This window comes from Micromonospora sp. NPDC005252, assembly GCF_042872475.1.
Taxonomy (GTDB): domain Bacteria; phylum Actinomycetota; class Actinomycetes; order Mycobacteriales; family Micromonosporaceae; genus Micromonospora.
Genome location: NZ_JBIAKN010000003.1, coordinates 351,106 through 369,463, shown reverse-complemented (window position 1 = coordinate 369,463; position 18,358 = coordinate 351,106). Strand labels below are relative to the sequence as shown.

Genomic DNA, 18,358 nt, shown 5'->3' with positions numbered 1-18,358 from the left:
TCGTGCCCGCCTGACCGACTCCTCGCGTTCACGCGGGCGCCCCCACCAGGTGCTTGAGGACCGAGGTGAAGAAGCCCAGGCCGTCCAGCGAGGGGCCGGTGAGCGCCTCCACCGCGTGCTCGGGGTGCGGCATGATGCCGACAACGTTGCCGGCGGAGTTCGTGATGGCCGCGATGTCGCGCAGCGACCCGTTGGGGTTGCCGCCGACGTAGCGCGCGACGACCCGCCCCTCGGCTTCGAGCTGGTCCAGCGTCGCGGTGTCGGCGACGTAGCAGCCCTCGCCGTTCTTCACGGGGATGAGGATCTCCTGGCCGGGCTGGAACGCGTTGGTCCACGCCGTGCCGGCCGACTCGACGCGCAGGACCTGGTCCCGGTTGCGGAAGTGCAGGTGCTGGTTGCGGGTGAGCGCGCCGGGCAGCAGGTGCGCCTCGCAGAGGATCTGGAAGCCGTTGCAGATGCCGAGCACCGGCAGGCCACCGCGGGCGGCGTCCACGAGCGTCTCCATCACCGGGGCGAACCGGGCGATGGCGCCGCAGCGCAGGTAGTCACCGTAGGAGAAGCCGCCGGGCAGCACGACCGCGTCCACACCGTGCAGATCCTCATCGCCGTGCCAGAGCCGGACCGGCTCGGCGCCGGCGATCCGGACGGCGCGGGCGGCATCCCCGTCGTCGAGCGAGCCGGGGAAGGTGACCACACCGACCCGGGCGGTCACGAGCGGGCGTCCGCGGTCTCGTCGGTCTCGACCAGGCGGACGGTGAAGTCCTCGATGACCGGGTTGGCGAGCAGCTTGTCGGCGATCTCCCGGGCCCGGTCCAGGTCCGGTTCACCGGTGAAGTCGATCTCGATGCGCCGGCCGATCCGCACTGAGGCGACGTCGCTGACGCCGAGCCGGGGCAGCGCGTTTGCGACGGCCTGGCCCTGCGGATCGAGGATCTCGGGCTTGAGCATGACGTCGACGACGACGCGAGGCACTGGGCACTCCTGACTGTGTACGCAGTTGGGTGCCGACCCACAACGGGCGAGCGCAGCCAGCGTACCTGGCAGATACCGTCGCGGACGCACCGGCCGGGCGCAGTTCAGGCAGTGATCCACATAACCGGCGGCGGGTGCGGCCGGCGGGGCGGGACAGGCGGCCCCAGCAGGGCATATACGGCGCGCTGGGTAGCCGAATCGTTACATTCGTTGATCTCGATAAGCTTCTTGAAAACGATGCTCGTCGGCCCTACAGTACATCGACATCACTCGATGCCAGCGGCGGCGGGGATCTCCCGCTGTCGCCACCGGGCACCCGGCGACCCCGGGCCCCAGCCCCTCCAAGGAGTCCACCGATGCGCGTTCGTCCCCTGCTCGCCCTGATCAGCACCGCGCTGGTCGGCGCCCTCGCCGCCGCGTCCGGCGCGTCCGCCGCCCCGGCCGGCCCCCAACCCATCATCGGCGGCGGCACCGTGTCGTCCGCCCCCTGGGCCGCCGCCGTGCTGAGCAACGGCTCGTTCACCTGCTCGGGCAGCGTGATCGCCGCGCAGTGGGTGCTCACCGCCCGACACTGCATCAGCGGCACGATGTCGGTCCGGGTCGGCAGCGTCTACCGCGCCTCGGGCGGGGTCACCCGTACCGTCAGCGCCACCTACACCCGTAACGACCTGGCCCTCATGCGGCTCTCCAGCACCGTCAGCACCTCGGCGGTGTCCCTGGCCAGCAGCAACCCGCCCGTCGGCTCGACCAACTCGATCTACGGGTGGGGCATGACCTGCTACAGCGGGTGCGACGCCTCCAGCCAGCTCAAGACCGCCACCGTCCAGGTGACCAGCAACAGCGCCACCGACGCGTACGGCGGGCAGGCGATCCGCAGCAGCCGGATCAACGGCAACGCCTGGCGGGGCGACTCGGGCGGGCCGCAGTTCTACAACGGCCAGCAGGTCGGTGTGGCCTCCACGGCCGACGGCTCCTCCATCCAGAACTACGGCAGTGTCGCGTACAACCGGGCCTGGATCACCTCGGTGGCCGGTGTCTGACCGTTAGCGCCCGCGCGGCGCGGATGGTCGCCGGCGTGCCGACCGTCCGCGCCGCGTCGTTTTGCAGCATCCGATCAGGTGAACACGGCACCCGATCGGGTCGCGCAACTCCTGACAGCATCGGAACCGTGCTGGTCGTGACGACAGAGCAACTGCCCGGCTACGAGATCCGCCAGATTCTCGGTGAGGTGGTGTCATCGATGGCCAGGACGCGCAACCCGTACCGCGAGGGTGTCAAGAATCTGCGCGGTGGCGCGTACGACCCGATGGCGCCGGACAACCTGACCCGCTGGCGTACCGACTCCGTGACCCGCCTCGGCGAGGAGGCCCTGCGGCTCGGCGCGAACGCCGTGATCGGCATGCGCTTCGACAGCCGGGACTGCGGTGAGATGTGGATGGAGATCTGCGCGTACGGCACGGCGGTTATCGCCGTACCCACGATGCCCCAGGTCATGCCGGCCGACCAGCCGGCGGTGGCGGCGGAGACCGCCACCGACCCGGCCTTCGCCGAGTCTCTCGGCGGCATCGCCGAACCCGCAAGCGGCCCCAACCTACGAACAGCCGCAGAAACCCCCACCGGCGACTAACCCGACCCTCGCTGCCGGCCCCTCGCCACCCGGTTGATCATGAAGTTATTGCCCTGCGCGTCGGCGTGTCGCGGCAATAACTTCATGATCAACGAACGCTGGGGCGGGACGAACGCTGGGGCGCGGGGGCGAGGGGGGGGAGTCGGCGGGGTTAGAGGATGGGGGGTGGGGTGTAGGTTGCGGCTTCCGGGTGGGTTTCTACCACCTTGGTGATGCGGCGGGTTACCGCTTCCACCTGGGTCTTCGCCGCTCCGACGAAGGCGGTGCGGTCGGCGACCAGGGTGTCGATGTCGGCGCGGGACAGGCCCAGGCGGCCGTCGGCGGCCAGGCGGTCGAACAGGTCGTTCTCCGGGGCGCCCTTCTCGCGCATGGCCAGCGCCACGGCGACCGCATGCTCCTTGATCACCTCGTGCGCGACCTCCCGGCCGACGCCACGCCGGACCGCCGCCACCAGGATCTTGGTGGTCGCCAGGAAGGGCAGGAACCGCTCCAACTCCCGGTTGATCACCGCCGGGTACGCGCCGAACTCGTCGAGCACGGTCAGGAAGGTCTGGAACAGCCCGTCGGCGGCGAAGAACGCGTCCGGCAGAGCCACCCGGCGGACCACCGAGCAGGACACGTCGCCCTCGTTCCACTGGTCACCGGCCAGCTCGCCGACCATCGACAGGTAACCCCGGATGATCACCGCGAAGCCGTTCACCCGCTCCGACGAACGGGTGTTCATCTTGTGCGGCATCGCGCTGGAGCCGACCTGACCCGGCTTGAAGCCCTCGGTCACCAGCTCCTGACCGACCATCAGCCGGATCGTGGTGGCCAGCGAGGACGGCGCGGCGGCGGTCTGCGCCAGCGCCGACAGCACGTCGAAGTCCAACGAGCGCGGGTAGACCTGCCCGACGCTGTCGAGCACCCGCGCGAAGCCCAGGTGCTCGGCGACCCGTCGCTCCAGCTCGGCGACCTTGTCGGCGTCACCGTCGAAGAGGTCGAGCTGGTCGGCGGCCGTGCCAACCGGCCCCTTGATGCCGCGCAGCGGGTAGCGGTCGATCAGGTCCTCCAGCCGCTCGTACGCGATCAGCAGCTCCTCCGCCGCCGACGCGAAGCGCTTGCCAAGCGTGGTGGCCTGCGCGGCCACGTTGTGCGAGCGGCCGGTCATGACCAGCTCGGAGTGCTCGTACGCCAGCCGGGCCAACCGGGCCAGGGTGGCCACCACCCGGTCGCGGATCAGCTCCAACGAGGCCCGCACCTGGAGCTGCTCGACGTTCTCGGTGAGATCCCGGGAGGTCATTCCCTTGTGCACATGCTCGTGCCCGGCGAGGGCGCTGAACTCCTCGATGCGGGCCTTGACGTCGTGCCGGGTGACCCGCTCCCGCTCCGCGATCGAGGCGAGGTCGACCTGGTCGAGCACCCGCTCGTACGCCTCGACCACGCCGTCCGGGACGGGCACGCCGAGGTCGCGCTGGGCACGGAGCACGGCAAGCCAGAGCCGCCGCTCCATCCGGACCTTCTCCTCGGGCGACCAGAGGGCGACCAACTCGGGTGAGGCGTACCGGTTGGCGAGCACGTTCGGGATCGTCGTCACGTACCTCATTCTCGCGTACGCGCCGGTCGCAGCCCCAGCCAACCCGGCCCACCGGCCGGTCGGCGGGACGGGTCGGGTCAGGTCACACCCGCGGGGTGTCGTGCACGGCCGCACTCACGCGGCCTGGCCCTGCCGGCCCACGACGTTGCGATCCTCGCCCGGTCCGAAGACCGGGCGCAGCTTGGCGGATTTCTACTGACCGGGGCGGCGAGCCGATGTGCATTGCCTCGGTCAGGTCGCTCAGGGCTGCTTCGAAGCGACCGTCGGCAACGGCCAGCAGCCACGGGCTGGGCATTTCCCCTGGGCGGACGACCCTCAGCATTCGCGGCCTCGGTGGAGCGATTCCTCCCCTTGGTCGGACGGCAGGCCACGCAGGTTACTCCGACCGGGTTTGGTGTCAGCTCGCGTACGCCTGCATTGAAGTGATCATGGCTTGGTCGTCGAAGGTCATGGTGTCGATGACCTCTCTGGTGGGGCCGTCGGCTGGTGTGGCGCGGAAATGGAACGCGGCGTGGTGGTCGGCGATCGCCACCATGACCAGTTCCATTGTCCGTTGCTCGGTGAGCACGCCGGCAAAGTGCTGCTGGATGGCCGTTCGGCCGGTGACTGGGGATCCGCCAGCGGGGTCATACAGACGGCCATCCGGTGTGTAGAGATCCGCCAGCGCGGTAGCGTCGGCGGCGCCGACGGCGGCGAGGTGTGCCTCGATGGTGGCCCTGATCTGCTCCTTGCTGGCCACGATCAACTGTCGCTTTCCGCCGAAGGACCCGGAGCCGAGGCAGGTCGCGCTTGCCGGTCGAGGACGACGCAGAGGACCCCGGTGTAGCCGGTCGTCGGATCTCCTTGCAGGTCCAGGATCATCTGCTCACCGCCGTCGGCAAAGATGCTGTCGGTGGCGTTGGTGGTGTCGCGCTGCGGCCGGCCCCGATAGGGCGGGCGACTGAAAACCTCGTCGGTGACCCTGTCGGGAAAGTAGAGCTGCGTGGTCACCGAGCGGTCGCCGAGGTGCGCGATGAGGTGGATGTGCACGGTGCGGCTGGCGTACCAGCCCGGGTAGATCGTGTTGAACGCGCACATCCCGCGCTCGTCGGTGCGCTGGCTGCCCCGCAGGTACGTCTCACCGGCGGCGATCACGTCGTGCGGCACCGACTCCGAGGTGACCACCTGTCCCGGCCTCGCTTCGAATGGCTGGAAGCCGGAGTATCGGCCCACGTGGTCGGCCTGCCAGACTTCGACGAGGACGTCCGCGAGGGGGGTGGTGGCGTCCGCCGCCAATAGGCGTAGCCCAAGGCGCAGCGGGAGACCATCGCGGTCCTCGGTGATCTCCCGCCGCTCGGGATGCACAGCTCGGTGGTATGGGCCCTGCGTCTGCTCGACCAACAACCGGCAGGTGACTCCGGTCGAGGCCAGTAGTTCGACGAGGTCCTCCTCCACCGTGCCAGTATCGTCCGCCGTTCGTTGCGACGCCCGCGGTTTGCCGCCCGCTGCGACCGGACGACGTACAGGTTGATCGACAGGGACGCCTCAGCGCTCCAGGATCGCCGTCACGCCCTGGCCGCCGGCCGCGCAGATGGAGATCAGCCCGCGCCCGCTGCCCTTCTCGGCCAGCAGCTTGGCCAGCGTGGCCACGATCCGGCCGCCGGTGGCGGCGAACGGGTGCCCGGCGGCCAGGGACGAGCCGTTGACGTTGAGCCGGTCGGTGTCGATCGCGCCCAACGGGGCGTCCAGTCCCAGCCGGTCCTTGCAGAACTCCGGCGATTCCCAGGCGGCGAGGGTGGCCAGCACCTGCGAGGCGAACGCCTCGTGGATCTCGTAGTAGTCGAAGTCCTGCAACGTCAGCCCGGCGCGGGCCAGCATCCGCGGCACCGCGTACGCGGGGGCCATCAGCAGCCCTTCGTCGCCGTGCACGAAGTCCACGGCCGCCGTCTCCGACAGGCTGAACCAGGCCTGCACCGGCAGGTGGTGCGCGGCGGCCCACTCCTCGCTGGCCAGCAGCACCGTGGACGCGCCGTCGGTGAGCGGCGACGAGTTCCCGGCGGTCATGGTGGCGTGCTCGGCGTCCGGGCCACGGGTGCCGAAGACGGGTCGCAGCGCGCCGAGCTTGTCCAGACTGCTGTCCGGGCGGAGGTTCGCATCGCGGGTGAGCCCCAGGTAGGGCGTCATCAGATCGTCGAAGAAACCCCTGTCGTACGCGGCGGCGAGCCGCTGGTGCGAGCGCAGTGCCAGCTCGTCCTGCGAGCGCCGGTCGATCTGCCAGCGCAGCGCGGTGCGGGCGGCGTGGTCCCCCATGGACAGGCCGGTACGCGGCTCGGCGTTGCGCGGGATCTCCGGCTTGAACGGCTGGAGCGGGCGCAGCTTCGCGGCGACCTTCAGCCGCTGGCCGAGCGTCCGGGCGGAGTTGAGTTTGAGCAGCGTGCGCCGCATCTCCTCGTTGACCGCGAGCGGCGCGTCGGAGGTGGTGTCGACACCGCCGGCGACGCCGACGTCGAGCTGACCGAGGGCGATCTTGTTGGCGACGAGGATCGCCGCCTCCAGGCCGGTGCCGCAGGCCTGCTGGATGTCGTACGCGGGGGTGTGCGGGTCGAGCCGGGACCCGAGGACCACCTCGCGGGTGAGGTTGAAGTCGCGGGAGTGCTTGAGCACAGCCCCGGTGACCACCTCGCCGACCCGCTGCCCGGCCAGCCCGTACCGGGCGATCAGACCGTCGAGCGCCGCGCCGAGCAGGTCCGCGTTGGACGCGTCCGCGTAGCGGGAGTTGGAACGGGCGAAGGGGATGCGGTTGCCCCCGATGACCGCGACCCGCCGGATGCTCTGCACGATCCGCCTCCTCGACAAGTGTTGCTCGAACCTTACTCGCCAGTAGGCTACGCCCATGACCGACAGGTACGCGAGCTTCGTCCAATCGGCCGCCGGCCGCGCGCTGGTCAAGCGCCTCGGGCTGCCCGACCCGCCGCGACTGCGCCGACACCACCCCGGCGACCCGCTGCTGACCGGGCCGGTCCTGCTCGGCGCGGCCAGCGGCGGCCGGCTCGCCGAGCCGGTCACCACGATCCTGGCCGCCGCCGGGGTCGAGCTGCGCGACACCGGCACGGCCGAGGCACAGGACCGCTTCGGCGCCCTGGTGTACGACGCCACCGGCATCACCGACTCGACCCAGCTGCGTCAGCTCTACGACTTCTTCCACCCGCAGGCCCGGGCCCTGCTGCCCAGTGGCCGGGTGATCGTGCTCGGCACCCCGCCCGACGAGTGCCCGACACCGCGTGCGGCGACCGCGCAGCGCGCCCTGGAAGGGCTGGTCCGCAGCATCGGCAAGGAGTTCGGTCGGGGCACCACCGCCCAGCTCGTCTATGTGACAGGCGACACGAGCGCCGCCGGCACCCGCACAAGCCTCGAATCGACCCTCCGCTTCCTCCTGTCCGGCCGGTCGGCGTACGTCTCCGGGCAGGTCATCCGGGTCGGCGCCGGCGCGGCGAGCGCCCCGGCCGACTGGGACCGGCCGCTGGACGGGCAGGTCGTGCTGGTCACCGGGGCTGCCCGGGGTATCGGCGCGGCCCTCGCCCGGGTCCTCGCCCGCGACGGCGCGCAGGTGGTCGCCCTGGACGTCCCGGCGGCCGGGGACGCCCTCGCCGCGGTGGCGAACGAGATCGGCGGTACGGCAGTCCAGCTCGACCTGACCGCGCCGGACGCGCCGACCCGCCTCGCCGACCACCTGGCCAGCCGGCACGGTCGGGTCGACGCGGTGGTGCACAACGCCGGCATCACCCGGGACAAGACGCTCGGCCGGATGGACGCCGACCGGTGGGACCAGGTCATCGACGTCAACCTGTCCAGTCAGGAGCGGATCAACGACGTGCTGCTGGAGCGGGAGCTGATCCCGGCCGGCGGGCGGATCATCGGCGTCTCCTCGATCGCCGGGATCGCCGGTAACCGGGGGCAGACCAACTACGCCACCAGCAAGGCCGGCGTGATCGGCGTGGTCGACTCGCTCGCCCCGGCCCTGCGCGACCGGGGAATCAGCGTGAACGCGGTGGCCCCCGGCTTCATCGAGACCCGGATGACCGCCCGCATCCCGTTGGTCGTCCGCGAGGCGGGCCGGCGGATGAACAGCCTGGCTCAGGGCGGGCTGCCGGTGGACGTGGCCGAGACGATCGGCTGGCTGGCCTGGCCGGCCAGCGGCGCGGTCAGCGGCAACGTCGTCCGGGTCTGCGGCCAGAGCCTGCTGGGGGCGTGATGGGCAAACGGAGAGAGCCGGACGACCTGTCGGTCCACGAGCTGATCGAGGGCCCGACCGAGATCCTGTCGCGCGAGACGCTGGACGCGATCCGCCGGCCGGAGGCCGTCGGCGCCGACCTGAGCATCGAGCAGACGCACGACTTGAGCGCGTCGGCGGCCGAGGTGACCAGTGACCTCAGCGGTGCCGGTGCGGCCGGCGCGGGCGGCCGGACGCGCGTCGAGCTGCCCCGGATGCCCGCGCCCGGCGCGCTGTACCGGCGGGCCGCGCTCGGCGCGCTGCCCGGACTCGGTGGGCGGCGCGGCGCCGACCTGCCGGCGGTCGAGTTCACCGTGGCCGGGGTACGGACCGACCGGGCGCACCTGGCCGACTACGACCGGGTCTGCGGGTTCCGGCTCACCGATCGGCTGCCCGCGACGTTCCCGCACATCCTGGGCTTTCCGCTGACCCTGCGACTGATGACCGCGCCGGGCTTTCCCATCCCGCTGACCGGCGTGGTGCACGTCGGCAACCGGATCACCGTGCACCGCCCGATCACCGCCGACGAGGCCCTCGACTTCACGACGTTCGCCGAGAACCTGCGTCCGCACGACCGGGGGCGGCAGGTTGACGTGGTGCTGGTCGGCTCGGTCGACGGCGAGGAGGTCTGGCGCGGCGTCTCGACGTACCTGGGCCGGGAGCGCACACCCGGCGGACGGGATCGGGGCGAGCGTCCGACCGCGCCCACGGCCACGGCCCGCTGGCGGGTGGAACCCCGCGTCGGCACGGAGTACGCGCGGGTCTCCGGGGACCACAACCCGATCCACACCTCCCGGCTCGGGGCGCGGCTGTTCGGCTTCCGCCGGCCGATCGCGCACGGCATGTGGAGCAAGGCGCGCTGCCTCGCGGCGCTGGAGACCCGGCTGCCGGACGCCTGCACCGTCGAGGTGGCGTTCAAGCTGCCCGTACCGCTGCCGAGCACTGTGGACTTCACCCTCCTGCCGGACGGGGCATTCGCCCTGCACGACTCGCGCGGCCGACCGCACCTGGCGGGTCTCGTGCGCTGACGCGTCCCTGCCGATCCTGATTCGGGCTTGGCAGGGGCGTACGTCTGCGCTACGTTGTTCTCACAACGAGATGTTCTCAGGATGAGAGAGACCAGATGAACGAGCAGGACTTCCTGGCCGCGTACGACCCGCGGGCCTACCCGTCGGTCGCCGTGACCGTCGACGTGGTGGCGCTGACCATCCGCGACGGTGCCCTGCACCTGCTGCTGATCCGCCGCGGCGAGGCTCCCTTCGCGGGGCACTGGGCACTGCCCGGCGGCTTCGTCCGCCCCGACGAGGACCTGACCGCCGGCGCTCGACGGGAGCTGGCCGAGGAGACCGGGCTCGGCGGGGAGGGGCTCCGGCGCGTACACCTGGAGCAGTTGGGCAGCTATGGCGACCCCGACCGTGACCCGCGGATGCGCGTCGTCTCGATCGCCCACCTCGCGTTCGCCCCCGACCTGCCCGACCCGGCCGCCGGCACCGACGCCGACGAGGCGATCTGGCTGCCGGTGACCGCGCTGACCAGCCGGCAGCTCGCCTTCGACCACGGCCGCATCATCGACGACGCGCTGGAGCGGGCCCGGTCCAAGCTGGAGTACACCCCGCTGGCCACCCGCTTCCTGGCCGCCGAGTTCACGATCAGCGAGCTGCGCGCCGTCTACGAGACGGTCTGGGGGCACCCGCTGCACGCCGGCAACTTCCACCGCAAGGTGCTCTCCGTGCCGGGCTTCGTGGAGAGCACCGGCACCAGCACCGAGCGCGGCGGGGCCCGAGGTGGCCCGCGCGCACGGCTCTACCGGGCCGGCGACGCCCGCCTGCTGCACCCGGCGCTGCTGCGCCCCGCCCGCGAGGAGACGGTGCGGTGAGGGCCGCGGAGGCCATCGGCCTGGTCGCGGCCGCCCGCACCGACGCCGATCTGTTCGGCGCCGACCAGCCGGCCCGCCGCTACCGCGAGCTGGTCGCGGCCCTGCACCCCGACCGCCTGCCGACCGACCCGGCGGTACGCGCCGAAGCCCTCGACGCGTTCATCCACGTCACCACCCGGTGGCGGGCCCGGCGGGTCACCGTCCTCGGCGACTACCGCCTCGGCACGCCGGCCCACTCGGGCGACCTGGCCGACCTCTACGACGTGGGCGACGACCGGCTGCTCAAACTCCCCCGACGGCCCACCGACAACGACCTGATGGCCCGCGAGGCGCACGCCCTGCGCACCATCGCCGAGCGCGGCGACCCGCGCTACCTGCCGTACGTGCCTCGGCTCGTCGACGAATTCCCGCACCGCGACGCCACCTCCGGTGCCGAACGGCGGATCACCGTGCTCGCCACCGCACCCGGCCTGCACGACCTCGACGAGGTGCGGCGCGCGTACCCCGACGGGTTGGACGCCCGGGACGTGGCCTGGATGTGGCGGCGGCTGCTGGTGGTGCTCGGCCTGGCCCACCGGGCGGGCGTGGTGCACGGCGCGGTCCTGCCGCGACACGTGCTGATCGAGCCGGACGCCCACGGCGTGGTGCTTGTCGACTGGCGCTTCTCCGCAGCCGTCGGCAGCACGATCCCGGCGTTGGTGCCGGGCCAGGAGGACTGGTATCCGGAGGAGGTCCCCGGCAAACGGCCCTGCGGCCCGGGCACCGACATCGCGATGGCCAGCCGCTGCATGAGCTGGCTGATGGGGCCGCGCGCACCCCGCGAGCTGCACGCCTTCGCGCAGGGTTGCCGGCAGCGGCCCCTGGACGCCCGCCCCGACGACGCCTGGCGTCTGCTGCGCGAACTCGACCAGGTGCTGGACCGGCTCTACGGGCCACGCACCTTCCGACCGTTCACCCGCACCCCCTAGGGAGCTGTCATGGGCAGTGGAATCTGGTCCACGGACGTGTACGACGCCGCCGACCGCTACCGCCGGTCCACCGGCCGGAGCGCCTTCTCCTACAGCGACAGCGGGGCGCGCACCGTGCACCCCGCGCTCGACCCCCGCGACGCGAGCCGGGAGAGCCGGGACTCCGACGAGCACCCGCAGTCGACGCCCATCGCGGTGCTCTTCGACGTGACCGGCTCCATGCGCAGGGTGCCACGCGCCCTGCAGACCAAGCTGCCGCAGCTGCTCGGCCTGCTGCAACGGCAGGGGTACGCCAGCGATCCGCAGATCATGTTCGGCGCGATCGGCGACGCCACCTGCGACCGGGTGCCGTTGCAGGTGGGCCAGTTCGAGTCGGACAACCGGATGGACGACGACCTCGGCCGGATCGTCCTCGAAGGCGGTGGCGGCGGGCAGATGAGCGAGTCGTACGAGCTGGCGCTGTACTTCATGGCCCGGCACACCGTCACCGACAACTGGGAGAAGCGCGGCCGGCGCGGCTACCTGTTCATCATCGGCGACGAGCTGGCGTACCCGCAGGTGAAGGCTCGTGAGGTGGCCGGCCTGATCGGCGACGACCTGGCGCAGGACGTGCCGCTGCGGCAGGTCGTCGACGAGGTGACCCGCCGCTGGGACACCTACTATCTGCTCCCCGCCGGCAGCCACTACGCCGGGAACGCGAAGGTGCTCGACTTCTGGCGGGAGCTGCTCGGGCAGAACGCTGTCGTGCTCGATGACCTCGACGCCGTCTGCGAGACCATCGCGCTCACCATCGGCCTCGGCGAGCAGGCCATCGACCTGGACGAGGGCCTGCGCCACCTGGACCACGCCGGTTCCAGCGCCACCGGCACCGTCTCGAAGGCCCTGGCCCGCCTCGGCCGGGGGCGGCGGGCCGAGGTGTCGACGCTGCCGGCGTTCCGCGACACCACCGGCGGGGTGACCCGGCTGTGAGGCACGTGGCGGTGGTCGACCTCGGCTTCGGCGACGCCGGCAAGGGCACGGTCGTGGACTGGCTCTGCGCCACCCGCCCGGTGCACACGGTGATCCGCTTCAACGGGGGCGCGCAGGCGGCGCACACCGTCGTGCTGCGCGACGGGCGGCACCACACGTTCGCGCAGTTCGGCGCGGGCACGTTCCATCCCGGCGTCGGTACGCACCTGTCCCGGCACGTGGTGGTGGACCCGCTGGCACTGGCCGCCGAGGCCGACCATCTCGCCACGATCGGGGTGCCCGACGCGCTCGACCGGCTGACCGTCGACGCCGACGCGCTGCTCGCCACCCCGTACCACCGGGCCGCCAACCGCGCCCGGGAGATCGCCCGGGGAGCCGACCGGCACGGCTCCTGCGGGCTGGGGGTGGGTGAGGCCGTCGCGTACGGCCTCGCCCACCCCGACGACGCGCCCCGCGTCGCCGACTGCCACCGCCCCGCGCTGCTGCGCCGCCGGCTGACCGCCCTGCGGGACCGGCTGACCGCCGAACTCGGCCCGTTGGACGCGCCACCGGTCGACGACTGCCTGCCCGCGTTCACCGGGTTCGCCGCACGGGTCGCGGTCGTCGACCGGAGCTGGCTCGCCCGGGCGCTGCGTGCCGGCACCTGCGTCTTCGAGGGCGCGCAGGGGGTGCTGCTCGACGAGTGGCACGGCTTCCACCCGTACACGACGTGGAGCACCACCACGTTCGCCAACGCCGACAGCCTGCTCGCCGAGGCCGGTCGGTCCGGCGACCTGATCCGGCTCGGGGTGCTGCGGATCGTCACCACCCGGCACGGGGCCGGCCCGCTGGTGACCGAGGACCCGGCCCTGCCGCTGGCCGACCCGCACAACCCGACCAACCCCTGGCAGGGCCGGTTCCGGTTCGGCCACTTCGACGCGGTCGCCCACCGGTACGCCCTCGCCGCGGCCGGCGGAGTGGACGGCCTGGCGCTGACCCACCTCGACCTCGCCGGCCCCGAGCTGCGGATCTGCCGCCGCTACGACACCACCGACCGGCTCGACCCCGGCCCACCCGGCGACCTGGACCGACAGGCCGCGCTCACCGACCGCCTGCTGCGCTCCCGACCCTTGTACGACGACCCGCCGACGGACTGGAAGGAGGCGGTGGGCGCGGAGCTGGGCGCACCTGTGGTGCTTGCCTCGCACGGCCCCACCGCCGACGACAAGACCCCGCACGGCCCACTGCTCGCCCCACCCGCCCTGGTGCGCTCGGCCTGACGCCCGGGACCGAAGGGGGTGATCCGCCGACTCGGCCCACCGGGCGGCTCGCACCCGGCGAGCATGAGGGCATGGACGCCGCCCTCGACCTGCTCCGACAGCTGATCACCTCGCCGTGGGTGTACCTGCTGATCTTCGGGCTCACGGCGGTCGACGCGTTCTTTCCGGCCGTACCCGGCGAGGCGGCCGTCATCACCGCCGCCGTGCTCTCCACCGGCGGGAGCCCCAACCTGGCGGCGGTGATCGCCGTCGCCGCGGTGGGCGCCTGCGTCGGCGACCACATCTCGTACGCCATCGGACGCGGTGGCGGCGCGAACCGGCTCGCCGGGTTTCCCGACGGGAGCCGACGGCGGGCCAGCTCCGAGTGGGCCCGCCGTGCGCTGAACCGGCGCGGCGGGCTGATCCTGACCACCTCCCGCTACCTGCCGGGCGGCCGGACCGCGGTCACCCTCACCATGGGCGCGGTGCGGTATCCCCGCCGGTCGTTCCTGCTCTACGACGTGATCGCGACGGTCACCTGGGCCGTGTACTGCGGACTGCTCGGCTACTTCGGTGGGCTGGCCTTCGCGCGCCACCCCGTCAAGGGCGTCCTCGCCGGAATCGGCCTCTCGGTGCTCGTCACGCTGGGTATCGAGGCCGTCCGCTGGCTGCGCCACCGGGCGCACCGCCGCGCCGCCGCCCGCAACTGGCCGGGCGGATCGACCTGACACCCGTCACAGCAGGTCGGCCGGCGGACGCCAGGTGACGCCGTGCAGCAGTTGGGCGGCGCCGAGCCAGGCCACGTTCATCATCCGGGTGGCCGTCTTCTCCGGGTCGGCGTCCGGGTGGTCCGCGAGCCAGTCGGCCAGTGACTCGGTCGCGCCGACCAGGGCGTACGCGACGACCTCCAGGTCGAGGGCGGCGATCTCGCGGCCCTCGGCGCGCAGCGCGTGGTCGAGCATCCCGGCGACCACCTCGACCAGGCGGGCCCGCATGGTGGCCAGCTCGCCAGCGAACGGCTGCTCGCCCCGGGCCTGCCGGTAGAGCACCGCCCAGCCGTCCCGGTGCGCGCCCACGAAGCCGAAGAACGCCCGCAGCCCATGCCAGAGCCGCTCGTCGGCCGGCAGGTCGGGGGCGGCGGCACCGGCGATGGCCTGCATCATCCGGGTGCCCTCCCGGTGCAGGCAGGCGACGAACAGCTCCTCCTTCGTCCCGAGGTAGGCGTACACCATGGGCTTGGAGATGCCGGCGTCCTCCGCGATCTCGTCCATGCTGGCGGCGTGGAAGCCACGCCGGGAGAAGACCTTCACGGCCGCGTCGAGCATCTGCTGCTCGCGGACGGCGCGGGGCAGGCGCTTGAAGGCGGGGACACTGGACACCTTGCGAGCATACCTACTCGTGCGTAGGGTTACGCACGAGTAGCCAAATCTTCCCGGAAGGCGCATCTCATGACTGACTTCGACCCGGCCACCTTCGCCAACGTCGGCCCCAAGGAGTTCGCCCAGCTGGTCAAGTCCACCCCGGACGACAAGATCGCCCAGGTGATGTCCGGTGACCTGCGCGGCAAGGTCCTCGGTGAGGTCTTCGGCCGGATGCCGTCGCTGTTCCGCGCGGACCGGGCCGGCTCCACCAACGCGGTCATCCACTGGATCATCACCGGTCGTCCCGACGGCGGCAGCGACACCTACGAGGTGGTCATCGCCGACGGCAAGTGCGAGGTGAACGAGACTCCGCAGCACGACCCGAAGCTGAGCCTGACCATGGGCCCGGTGGAGTTCCTGAAGATCGTCTCCGGCGGCGCCAACCCGGTGATGATGTTCATGACCGGCAAGCTGAAGGCGAAGGGCGACCTCGGCCTCGCCGCCAACATCGCCAACCTGTTCGACATCCCCAAGGCCTGACATGGCTGAGTTCTCGCTTGACCTGAACGAGGAACAGCGGGATCTACGCGACTGGGTGCACGGCTTCGCCGCCGAGGTCGTGCGCCCGGCCGCCGCCGAGTGGGACGAGCGCGAGGACACCCCGTGGCCGGTGATCCAGGAGGCCGCCAAGGTCGGCCTCTACGGCTTCGAGTTCCTCGCCACCTGCTGGGCAGACCCGACCGGACTCTCCCTGCCCATCGCCAGCGAGGAACTCTTCTGGGGTGACGCCGGCATCGGCCTGAGCATCTTCGGCACCTCGCTCGCCGTCGCCGCCATCTACGGCGCCGGCACCCCCGAACAGATGATCGAGTGGGTGCCGCAGTGCTTCGGCGACGTGGACTCCCCGGCCGTCGCCGCGTTCTGCACCAGCGAGCCCGAGGCCGGCTCCGACGTCGGCGCGATGCGCACCCGGGCCGTCTACGACGAGGCCACCGACGAGTGGGTCCTGAACGGCCAGAAGGCGTACGCCACCAACGGCGGCATCGCCGGCGTGCACGTGGTCACCGCCTCGGTCGACCCCACGCTCGGCTCCCGGGGCCAGGCGGCGTTCGTCGTACCGCCCGGTACCCCCGGCCTGGCCGCGACCCGCAAGCTGCGCAAGCTCGGCCTGCGCGCGTCACACACCGCCGACGTCTTCCTCGACGGGGTACGCGTGCCCGGCCGCTGCCTGCTCGGCGGACGGGACGCCCTGCTGGAACGCCTGGACCGCGCCCGCACCGGGCAACGGGCCAGCGGGCAGGCCGCGATGCGCACCTTCGAGCTGTCCCGACCCACGGTTGGCGCGCAGGCGCTCGGCGTGGCCCGGGCCGCCTACGAGTACGCCCTGGATTACGCGAAGGACCGCGTCCAGTTCGGACGGCCGATCATCGAGAACCAGGCGGTCGCGTTCGCGCTGGCCGACATGCGGATGGAGATCGACGCGGCTCGGCTGCTGGTCTGGCGGGCCTCCTGGATGGGCCGCAACAACCGCCCGTTCACCGCGGGCGAGGGCTCGATGTCCAAGCTGAAGGCCGGCGAGGTGGCGGTGTCGGTCACCGAGAAGGCGGTGCAGCTGCTCGGCGGGGCCGGCTTCCTGCGCGACCACCCCGTCGAACGCTGGTACCGCGACGCCAAGATCTACACCATTTTCGAGGGTACGTCCGAGATCCAGCGACTGGTGATCTCCCGGGCGATCTCCGGCATGCAGATCCGCTGAGCCTCCGGTCAGCCACCCCCTGGCCCGACTGCCGGTCGGGCCAGGGGCGGCGTCCTACCTATCCGTGCCGTCTTCGTCACCCCATGCCGACGCCGGCTGGGCCTGATGCCGCGTCGGGTGCATGATCAAGGAAGACGCCCTGCCGGATGGGAGTCCCACTGCCCGTCCGCGTACCACCCCAAGGAGGTCTGCGGCATGGACCTGCCGTTCGTCGTCGCCACGCTGACCCGGCGCGGCCTGCTCACCCCGGGCCGCCCGATCCGGATCGCCTCACAGCTCAACGCGTTGCGCACCTGGGGGTGGAGTCTCGCCGGCGAACTGCGCCAGGCAGCCGCCCGAGACCCTGGTCGGCCGGCGATCATCGACGAGGACGGCGTCGAGCTGACCTACCAGGCGCTCCTCGACCGGGCCGAACGCATGGCCCGGTCGATGCGGTCCGGGCTCGGCGTACAGGCCGGCGACCGGATCGGCGTGCTGTGCCGCAACCACCACGGGCTGATCGAGACCATCGTCGCGGCGACCCTGCTCGGCGTCGACGCGGTCCTGGTCAACACCGGGCTCTCCGCCGCCCAACTGTCCACCGTCGCCGAGGAGCAGCGGCTGCGGCTGCTGGTGCACGACGACGAGTTCGCCGAACGGGTCCTCGGCCTCCCCGCCGAACTGCCCCGCCTCGACGAACGCGCCCGCGAGGAGCTGGTGGCCGGGGCGCTGCCCGGCGAGCTGCACCCACCGGAGCGCGACGGCCGGATCATCGTGCTCACCTCGGGCACCACCGGCGCGCCCAAGGGCGCCCGCCGGCCCACACCCAGCGGTTTCGGGCCGCTCGTGTCCATCATCGACCGCATCCCGCTGCACGCCAAGGACCGGGTGCTGATCGCCGCCCCGATCTTCCACACCTGGGGATTCGCCGCCCTGCAGGTCTGCTTCGCGTTGCGGGCCACCATCGTGCTGCACCGCCGCTTCGACCCGGCCGCCACGATCGCCGCCCTGGTGGCACACCGCTGCGACGCCCTCTTCGCCGTACCCGTGATGCTCCAACGGCTGCTGGAAGTGCCCCCACCGGACCCGCGCCCCCCGCTCAAGGTCGTCGCGGTCAGCGGATCGGCTCTGCCGGGCGGGCTCGCCCCGAAGTTCATGGACGTCTACGGAGACGTCCTCTACAACCTCTACGGCTCCACCGAGGTCTCCTGGGCGTCCATCGCCGGCCCACCGGACCTGCGCCAGGCACCCACCGCAGCCGGCCGGCCGCCGCACGGCACCCGCCTGGAAATTCTCGACGACGACGGTCAGCCGATACCGGAAGGTCGGGTCGGCCGCATCTTCGTCGGCAACGAGATGCTCTTCGAGGGCTACACCTCCGGTGCCAGCCGGGAGACCCGCGACGGCCTGCTCGACACCGGCGACCTCGGCCGGCTCAACGCCGACGGGCTGCTCTTCGTCGACGGCCGGGCCGACGACATGATCGTCTCCGGCGGCGAGAACGTGTTCCCGTCCGAGGTGGAGGACCTGCTCGCCCAACTACCGCAGGTACGCGAGGCCGCCGTGATCGGCGTACCCGACCCCGAGTACGGCCAGCGACTGGCCGCGTTCCTCGCCCTGCACCCCGGCGAGACCCTCGACCCCGAGGCGGTCCGTGAGTACGTCCGGCACTACCTGGCCCGGTTCTCCGTACCCCGGGACGTGGTCTTCGTGAAGTACCTGCCCCGCAACGCCACCGGCAAGGTGCTCACCCGGGAACTACGCCGCTACTACGGCTGAGGCGGGAC

19 protein-coding genes are annotated in these 18,358 nt (G+C 72.1%); 12 read left to right on the top strand and 7 right to left on the bottom strand.

Features of this window, described 5'->3' with window-relative positions; genetic code table 11:
• Window positions 1–28: 28 nt before the first annotated feature.
• Both purQ and purS read right to left on the bottom strand, forming a co-directional pair.
• On the bottom strand, window positions 29–712 hold the full coding sequence (purQ, locus tag ACFYPH_RS11305; RefSeq protein ID WP_355064644.1) for a phosphoribosylformylglycinamidine synthase subunit PurQ: 684 nt from the start codon (window positions 710–712) through the stop codon (window positions 29–31).
• Window positions 709–972 (bottom strand): phosphoribosylformylglycinamidine synthase subunit PurS, encoded by a 264-nt coding sequence (gene purS / locus ACFYPH_RS11300; RefSeq protein WP_007454310.1) that lies wholly within the window; start codon window positions 970–972, stop codon window positions 709–711. Before purS ends, purQ begins: the two co-directional genes overlap by 4 nt.
• Before the next feature lie 356 nt (window positions 973–1,328).
• Here purS and ACFYPH_RS11295 point away from each other — a divergent pair, with 356 nt between their 5' ends.
• On the top strand, window positions 1,329–2,012 hold the full coding sequence (locus ACFYPH_RS11295) for a trypsin-like serine protease (protein ID WP_354853466.1): 684 nt from the start codon (window positions 1,329–1,331) through the stop codon (window positions 2,010–2,012).
• Between the two features lie 23 nt (window positions 2,013–2,035).
• Window positions 2,036–2,599, top strand: coding sequence for a YbjQ family protein (locus tag ACFYPH_RS11290; RefSeq protein ID WP_354853464.1), 564 nt, complete (start codon window positions 2,036–2,038; stop codon window positions 2,597–2,599).
• 151 nt (window positions 2,600–2,750) lie between these two features.
• Here ACFYPH_RS11290 and purB read toward each other — a convergent pair whose 3' ends face one another.
• The 4 genes from purB to ACFYPH_RS11270 all read right to left on the bottom strand — a co-directional run bounded on the left by purB (window position 2,751) and on the right by ACFYPH_RS11270 (window position 6,992).
• Window positions 2,751–4,175, bottom strand: coding sequence for an adenylosuccinate lyase (gene purB / locus ACFYPH_RS11285; protein WP_355064642.1), 1,425 nt, complete (start codon window positions 4,173–4,175; stop codon window positions 2,751–2,753).
• A gap of 397 nt (window positions 4,176–4,572) precedes the next feature.
• Window positions 4,573–4,914, bottom strand: coding sequence for a nuclear transport factor 2 family protein (locus tag ACFYPH_RS11280; protein ID WP_355064640.1), 342 nt, complete (start codon window positions 4,912–4,914; stop codon window positions 4,573–4,575).
• Window positions 4,915–4,916: 2 nt separating this feature from the next.
• Window positions 4,917–5,609, bottom strand: coding sequence for a hypothetical protein (locus ACFYPH_RS11275; RefSeq protein ID WP_354853457.1), 693 nt, complete (start codon window positions 5,607–5,609; stop codon window positions 4,917–4,919).
• A gap of 90 nt (window positions 5,610–5,699) precedes the next feature.
• Complete coding sequence (locus ACFYPH_RS11270) at window positions 5,700–6,992, bottom strand: acetyl-CoA C-acetyltransferase (RefSeq protein ID WP_387181008.1); 1,293 nt, start codon at window positions 6,990–6,992, stop codon at window positions 5,700–5,702.
• 55 nt (window positions 6,993–7,047) lie between these two features.
• Between ACFYPH_RS11270 and ACFYPH_RS11265 the strand changes: the two genes are divergently transcribed.
• From ACFYPH_RS11265 to ACFYPH_RS11235, 7 genes are all read left to right on the top strand, one after another.
• Window positions 7,048–8,406: a 3-oxoacyl-ACP reductase gene (locus ACFYPH_RS11265; protein WP_354853451.1), complete on the top strand. Its 1,359-nt coding sequence runs from the start codon at window positions 7,048–7,050 to the stop codon at window positions 8,404–8,406.
• Window positions 8,406–9,452, top strand: a complete 1,047-nt coding sequence (locus ACFYPH_RS11260) for a MaoC/PaaZ C-terminal domain-containing protein (protein ID WP_354853449.1) — start codon at window positions 8,406–8,408, stop codon at window positions 9,450–9,452. Before ACFYPH_RS11265 ends, ACFYPH_RS11260 begins: the two co-directional genes overlap by 1 nt.
• A 95-nt stretch (window positions 9,453–9,547) precedes the next feature.
• Window positions 9,548–10,300 carry an NUDIX domain-containing protein gene (locus ACFYPH_RS11255; RefSeq protein WP_354853446.1) on the top strand — a complete coding sequence of 251 codons (753 nt, stop codon included), beginning with the start codon at window positions 9,548–9,550 and terminating at the stop codon, window positions 10,298–10,300.
• Entirely contained in the window at window positions 10,297–11,268 is a 972-nt protein-coding gene (locus tag ACFYPH_RS11250) for a serine/threonine protein kinase (protein ID WP_387181004.1), read from the top strand. The genes ACFYPH_RS11255 and ACFYPH_RS11250 overlap by 4 nt, the downstream gene beginning before the upstream one ends.
• A 9-nt stretch (window positions 11,269–11,277) precedes the next feature.
• Window positions 11,278–12,237 (top strand): hypothetical protein, encoded by a 960-nt coding sequence (locus ACFYPH_RS11245; RefSeq protein ID WP_355064634.1) that lies wholly within the window; start codon window positions 11,278–11,280, stop codon window positions 12,235–12,237.
• Window positions 12,234–13,496 (top strand): adenylosuccinate synthetase, encoded by a 1,263-nt coding sequence (locus ACFYPH_RS11240; protein ID WP_355064632.1) that lies wholly within the window; start codon window positions 12,234–12,236, stop codon window positions 13,494–13,496. The genes ACFYPH_RS11245 and ACFYPH_RS11240 overlap by 4 nt, the downstream gene beginning before the upstream one ends.
• Window positions 13,497–13,567: 71 nt before the next feature.
• Window positions 13,568–14,203, top strand: a complete 636-nt coding sequence (locus tag ACFYPH_RS11235) for a DedA family protein (protein WP_354853434.1) — start codon at window positions 13,568–13,570, stop codon at window positions 14,201–14,203.
• A 6-nt stretch (window positions 14,204–14,209) separates the two neighbouring features.
• Here the strand turns inward: ACFYPH_RS11235 and ACFYPH_RS11230 are convergent, their stop codons facing one another.
• Window positions 14,210–14,854, bottom strand: coding sequence for a TetR/AcrR family transcriptional regulator (locus tag ACFYPH_RS11230; protein WP_355064630.1), 645 nt, complete (start codon window positions 14,852–14,854; stop codon window positions 14,210–14,212).
• A 69-nt stretch (window positions 14,855–14,923) separates the two neighbouring features.
• Here ACFYPH_RS11230 and ACFYPH_RS11225 point away from each other — a divergent pair, with 69 nt between their 5' ends.
• The 3 genes from ACFYPH_RS11225 (at window position 14,924) to ACFYPH_RS11215 (ending at window position 18,350) form a co-directional block, all read left to right on the top strand.
• The gene (locus tag ACFYPH_RS11225) at window positions 14,924–15,376 is read left to right on the top strand and encodes an SCP2 sterol-binding domain-containing protein (protein ID WP_354853428.1); all 453 of its coding nucleotides are present in this window, start codon (window positions 14,924–14,926) and stop codon (window positions 15,374–15,376) included.
• A 1-nt stretch (window position 15,377) separates the two neighbouring features.
• Complete coding sequence (locus ACFYPH_RS11220; RefSeq protein WP_355064628.1) at window positions 15,378–16,592, top strand: acyl-CoA dehydrogenase family protein; 1,215 nt, start codon at window positions 15,378–15,380, stop codon at window positions 16,590–16,592.
• A gap of 195 nt (window positions 16,593–16,787) precedes the next feature.
• Window positions 16,788–18,350, top strand: a complete 1,563-nt coding sequence (locus tag ACFYPH_RS11215; RefSeq protein WP_354853422.1) for an AMP-binding protein — start codon at window positions 16,788–16,790, stop codon at window positions 18,348–18,350.
• Window positions 18,351–18,358: the final 8 nt, after the last annotated feature.

What these genes read in the sequence shown, in the direction of transcription:
- ACFYPH_RS11235 (WP_354853434.1), top strand. Translation starts at nt 13,568, where the DNA reads ATGGACGCCGCCCTCGACCTGCTCCGACAGCTGATCACCTCGCCGTGG.
- ACFYPH_RS11215 (WP_354853422.1), top strand. Translation starts at nt 16,788, where the DNA reads ATGGACCTGCCGTTCGTCGTCGCCACGCTGACCCGGCGCGGCCTGCTC.
- ACFYPH_RS11245 (WP_355064634.1), top strand. Translation starts at nt 11,278, where the DNA reads ATGGGCAGTGGAATCTGGTCCACGGACGTGTACGACGCCGCCGACCGC.
- ACFYPH_RS11255 (WP_354853446.1), top strand. Translation starts at nt 9,548, where the DNA reads ATGAACGAGCAGGACTTCCTGGCCGCGTACGACCCGCGGGCCTACCCG.
- ACFYPH_RS11295 (WP_354853466.1), top strand. Translation starts at nt 1,329, where the DNA reads ATGCGCGTTCGTCCCCTGCTCGCCCTGATCAGCACCGCGCTGGTCGGC.
- ACFYPH_RS11290 (WP_354853464.1), top strand. Translation starts at nt 2,036, where the DNA reads ATGGTCGCCGGCGTGCCGACCGTCCGCGCCGCGTCGTTTTGCAGCATC.
- ACFYPH_RS11260 (WP_354853449.1), top strand. Translation starts at nt 8,406, where the DNA reads ATGGGCAAACGGAGAGAGCCGGACGACCTGTCGGTCCACGAGCTGATC.
- ACFYPH_RS11265 (WP_354853451.1), top strand. Translation starts at nt 7,048, where the DNA reads ATGACCGACAGGTACGCGAGCTTCGTCCAATCGGCCGCCGGCCGCGCG.
- ACFYPH_RS11225 (WP_354853428.1), top strand. Translation starts at nt 14,924, where the DNA reads ATGACTGACTTCGACCCGGCCACCTTCGCCAACGTCGGCCCCAAGGAG.
- ACFYPH_RS11220 (WP_355064628.1), top strand. Translation starts at nt 15,378, where the DNA reads ATGGCTGAGTTCTCGCTTGACCTGAACGAGGAACAGCGGGATCTACGC.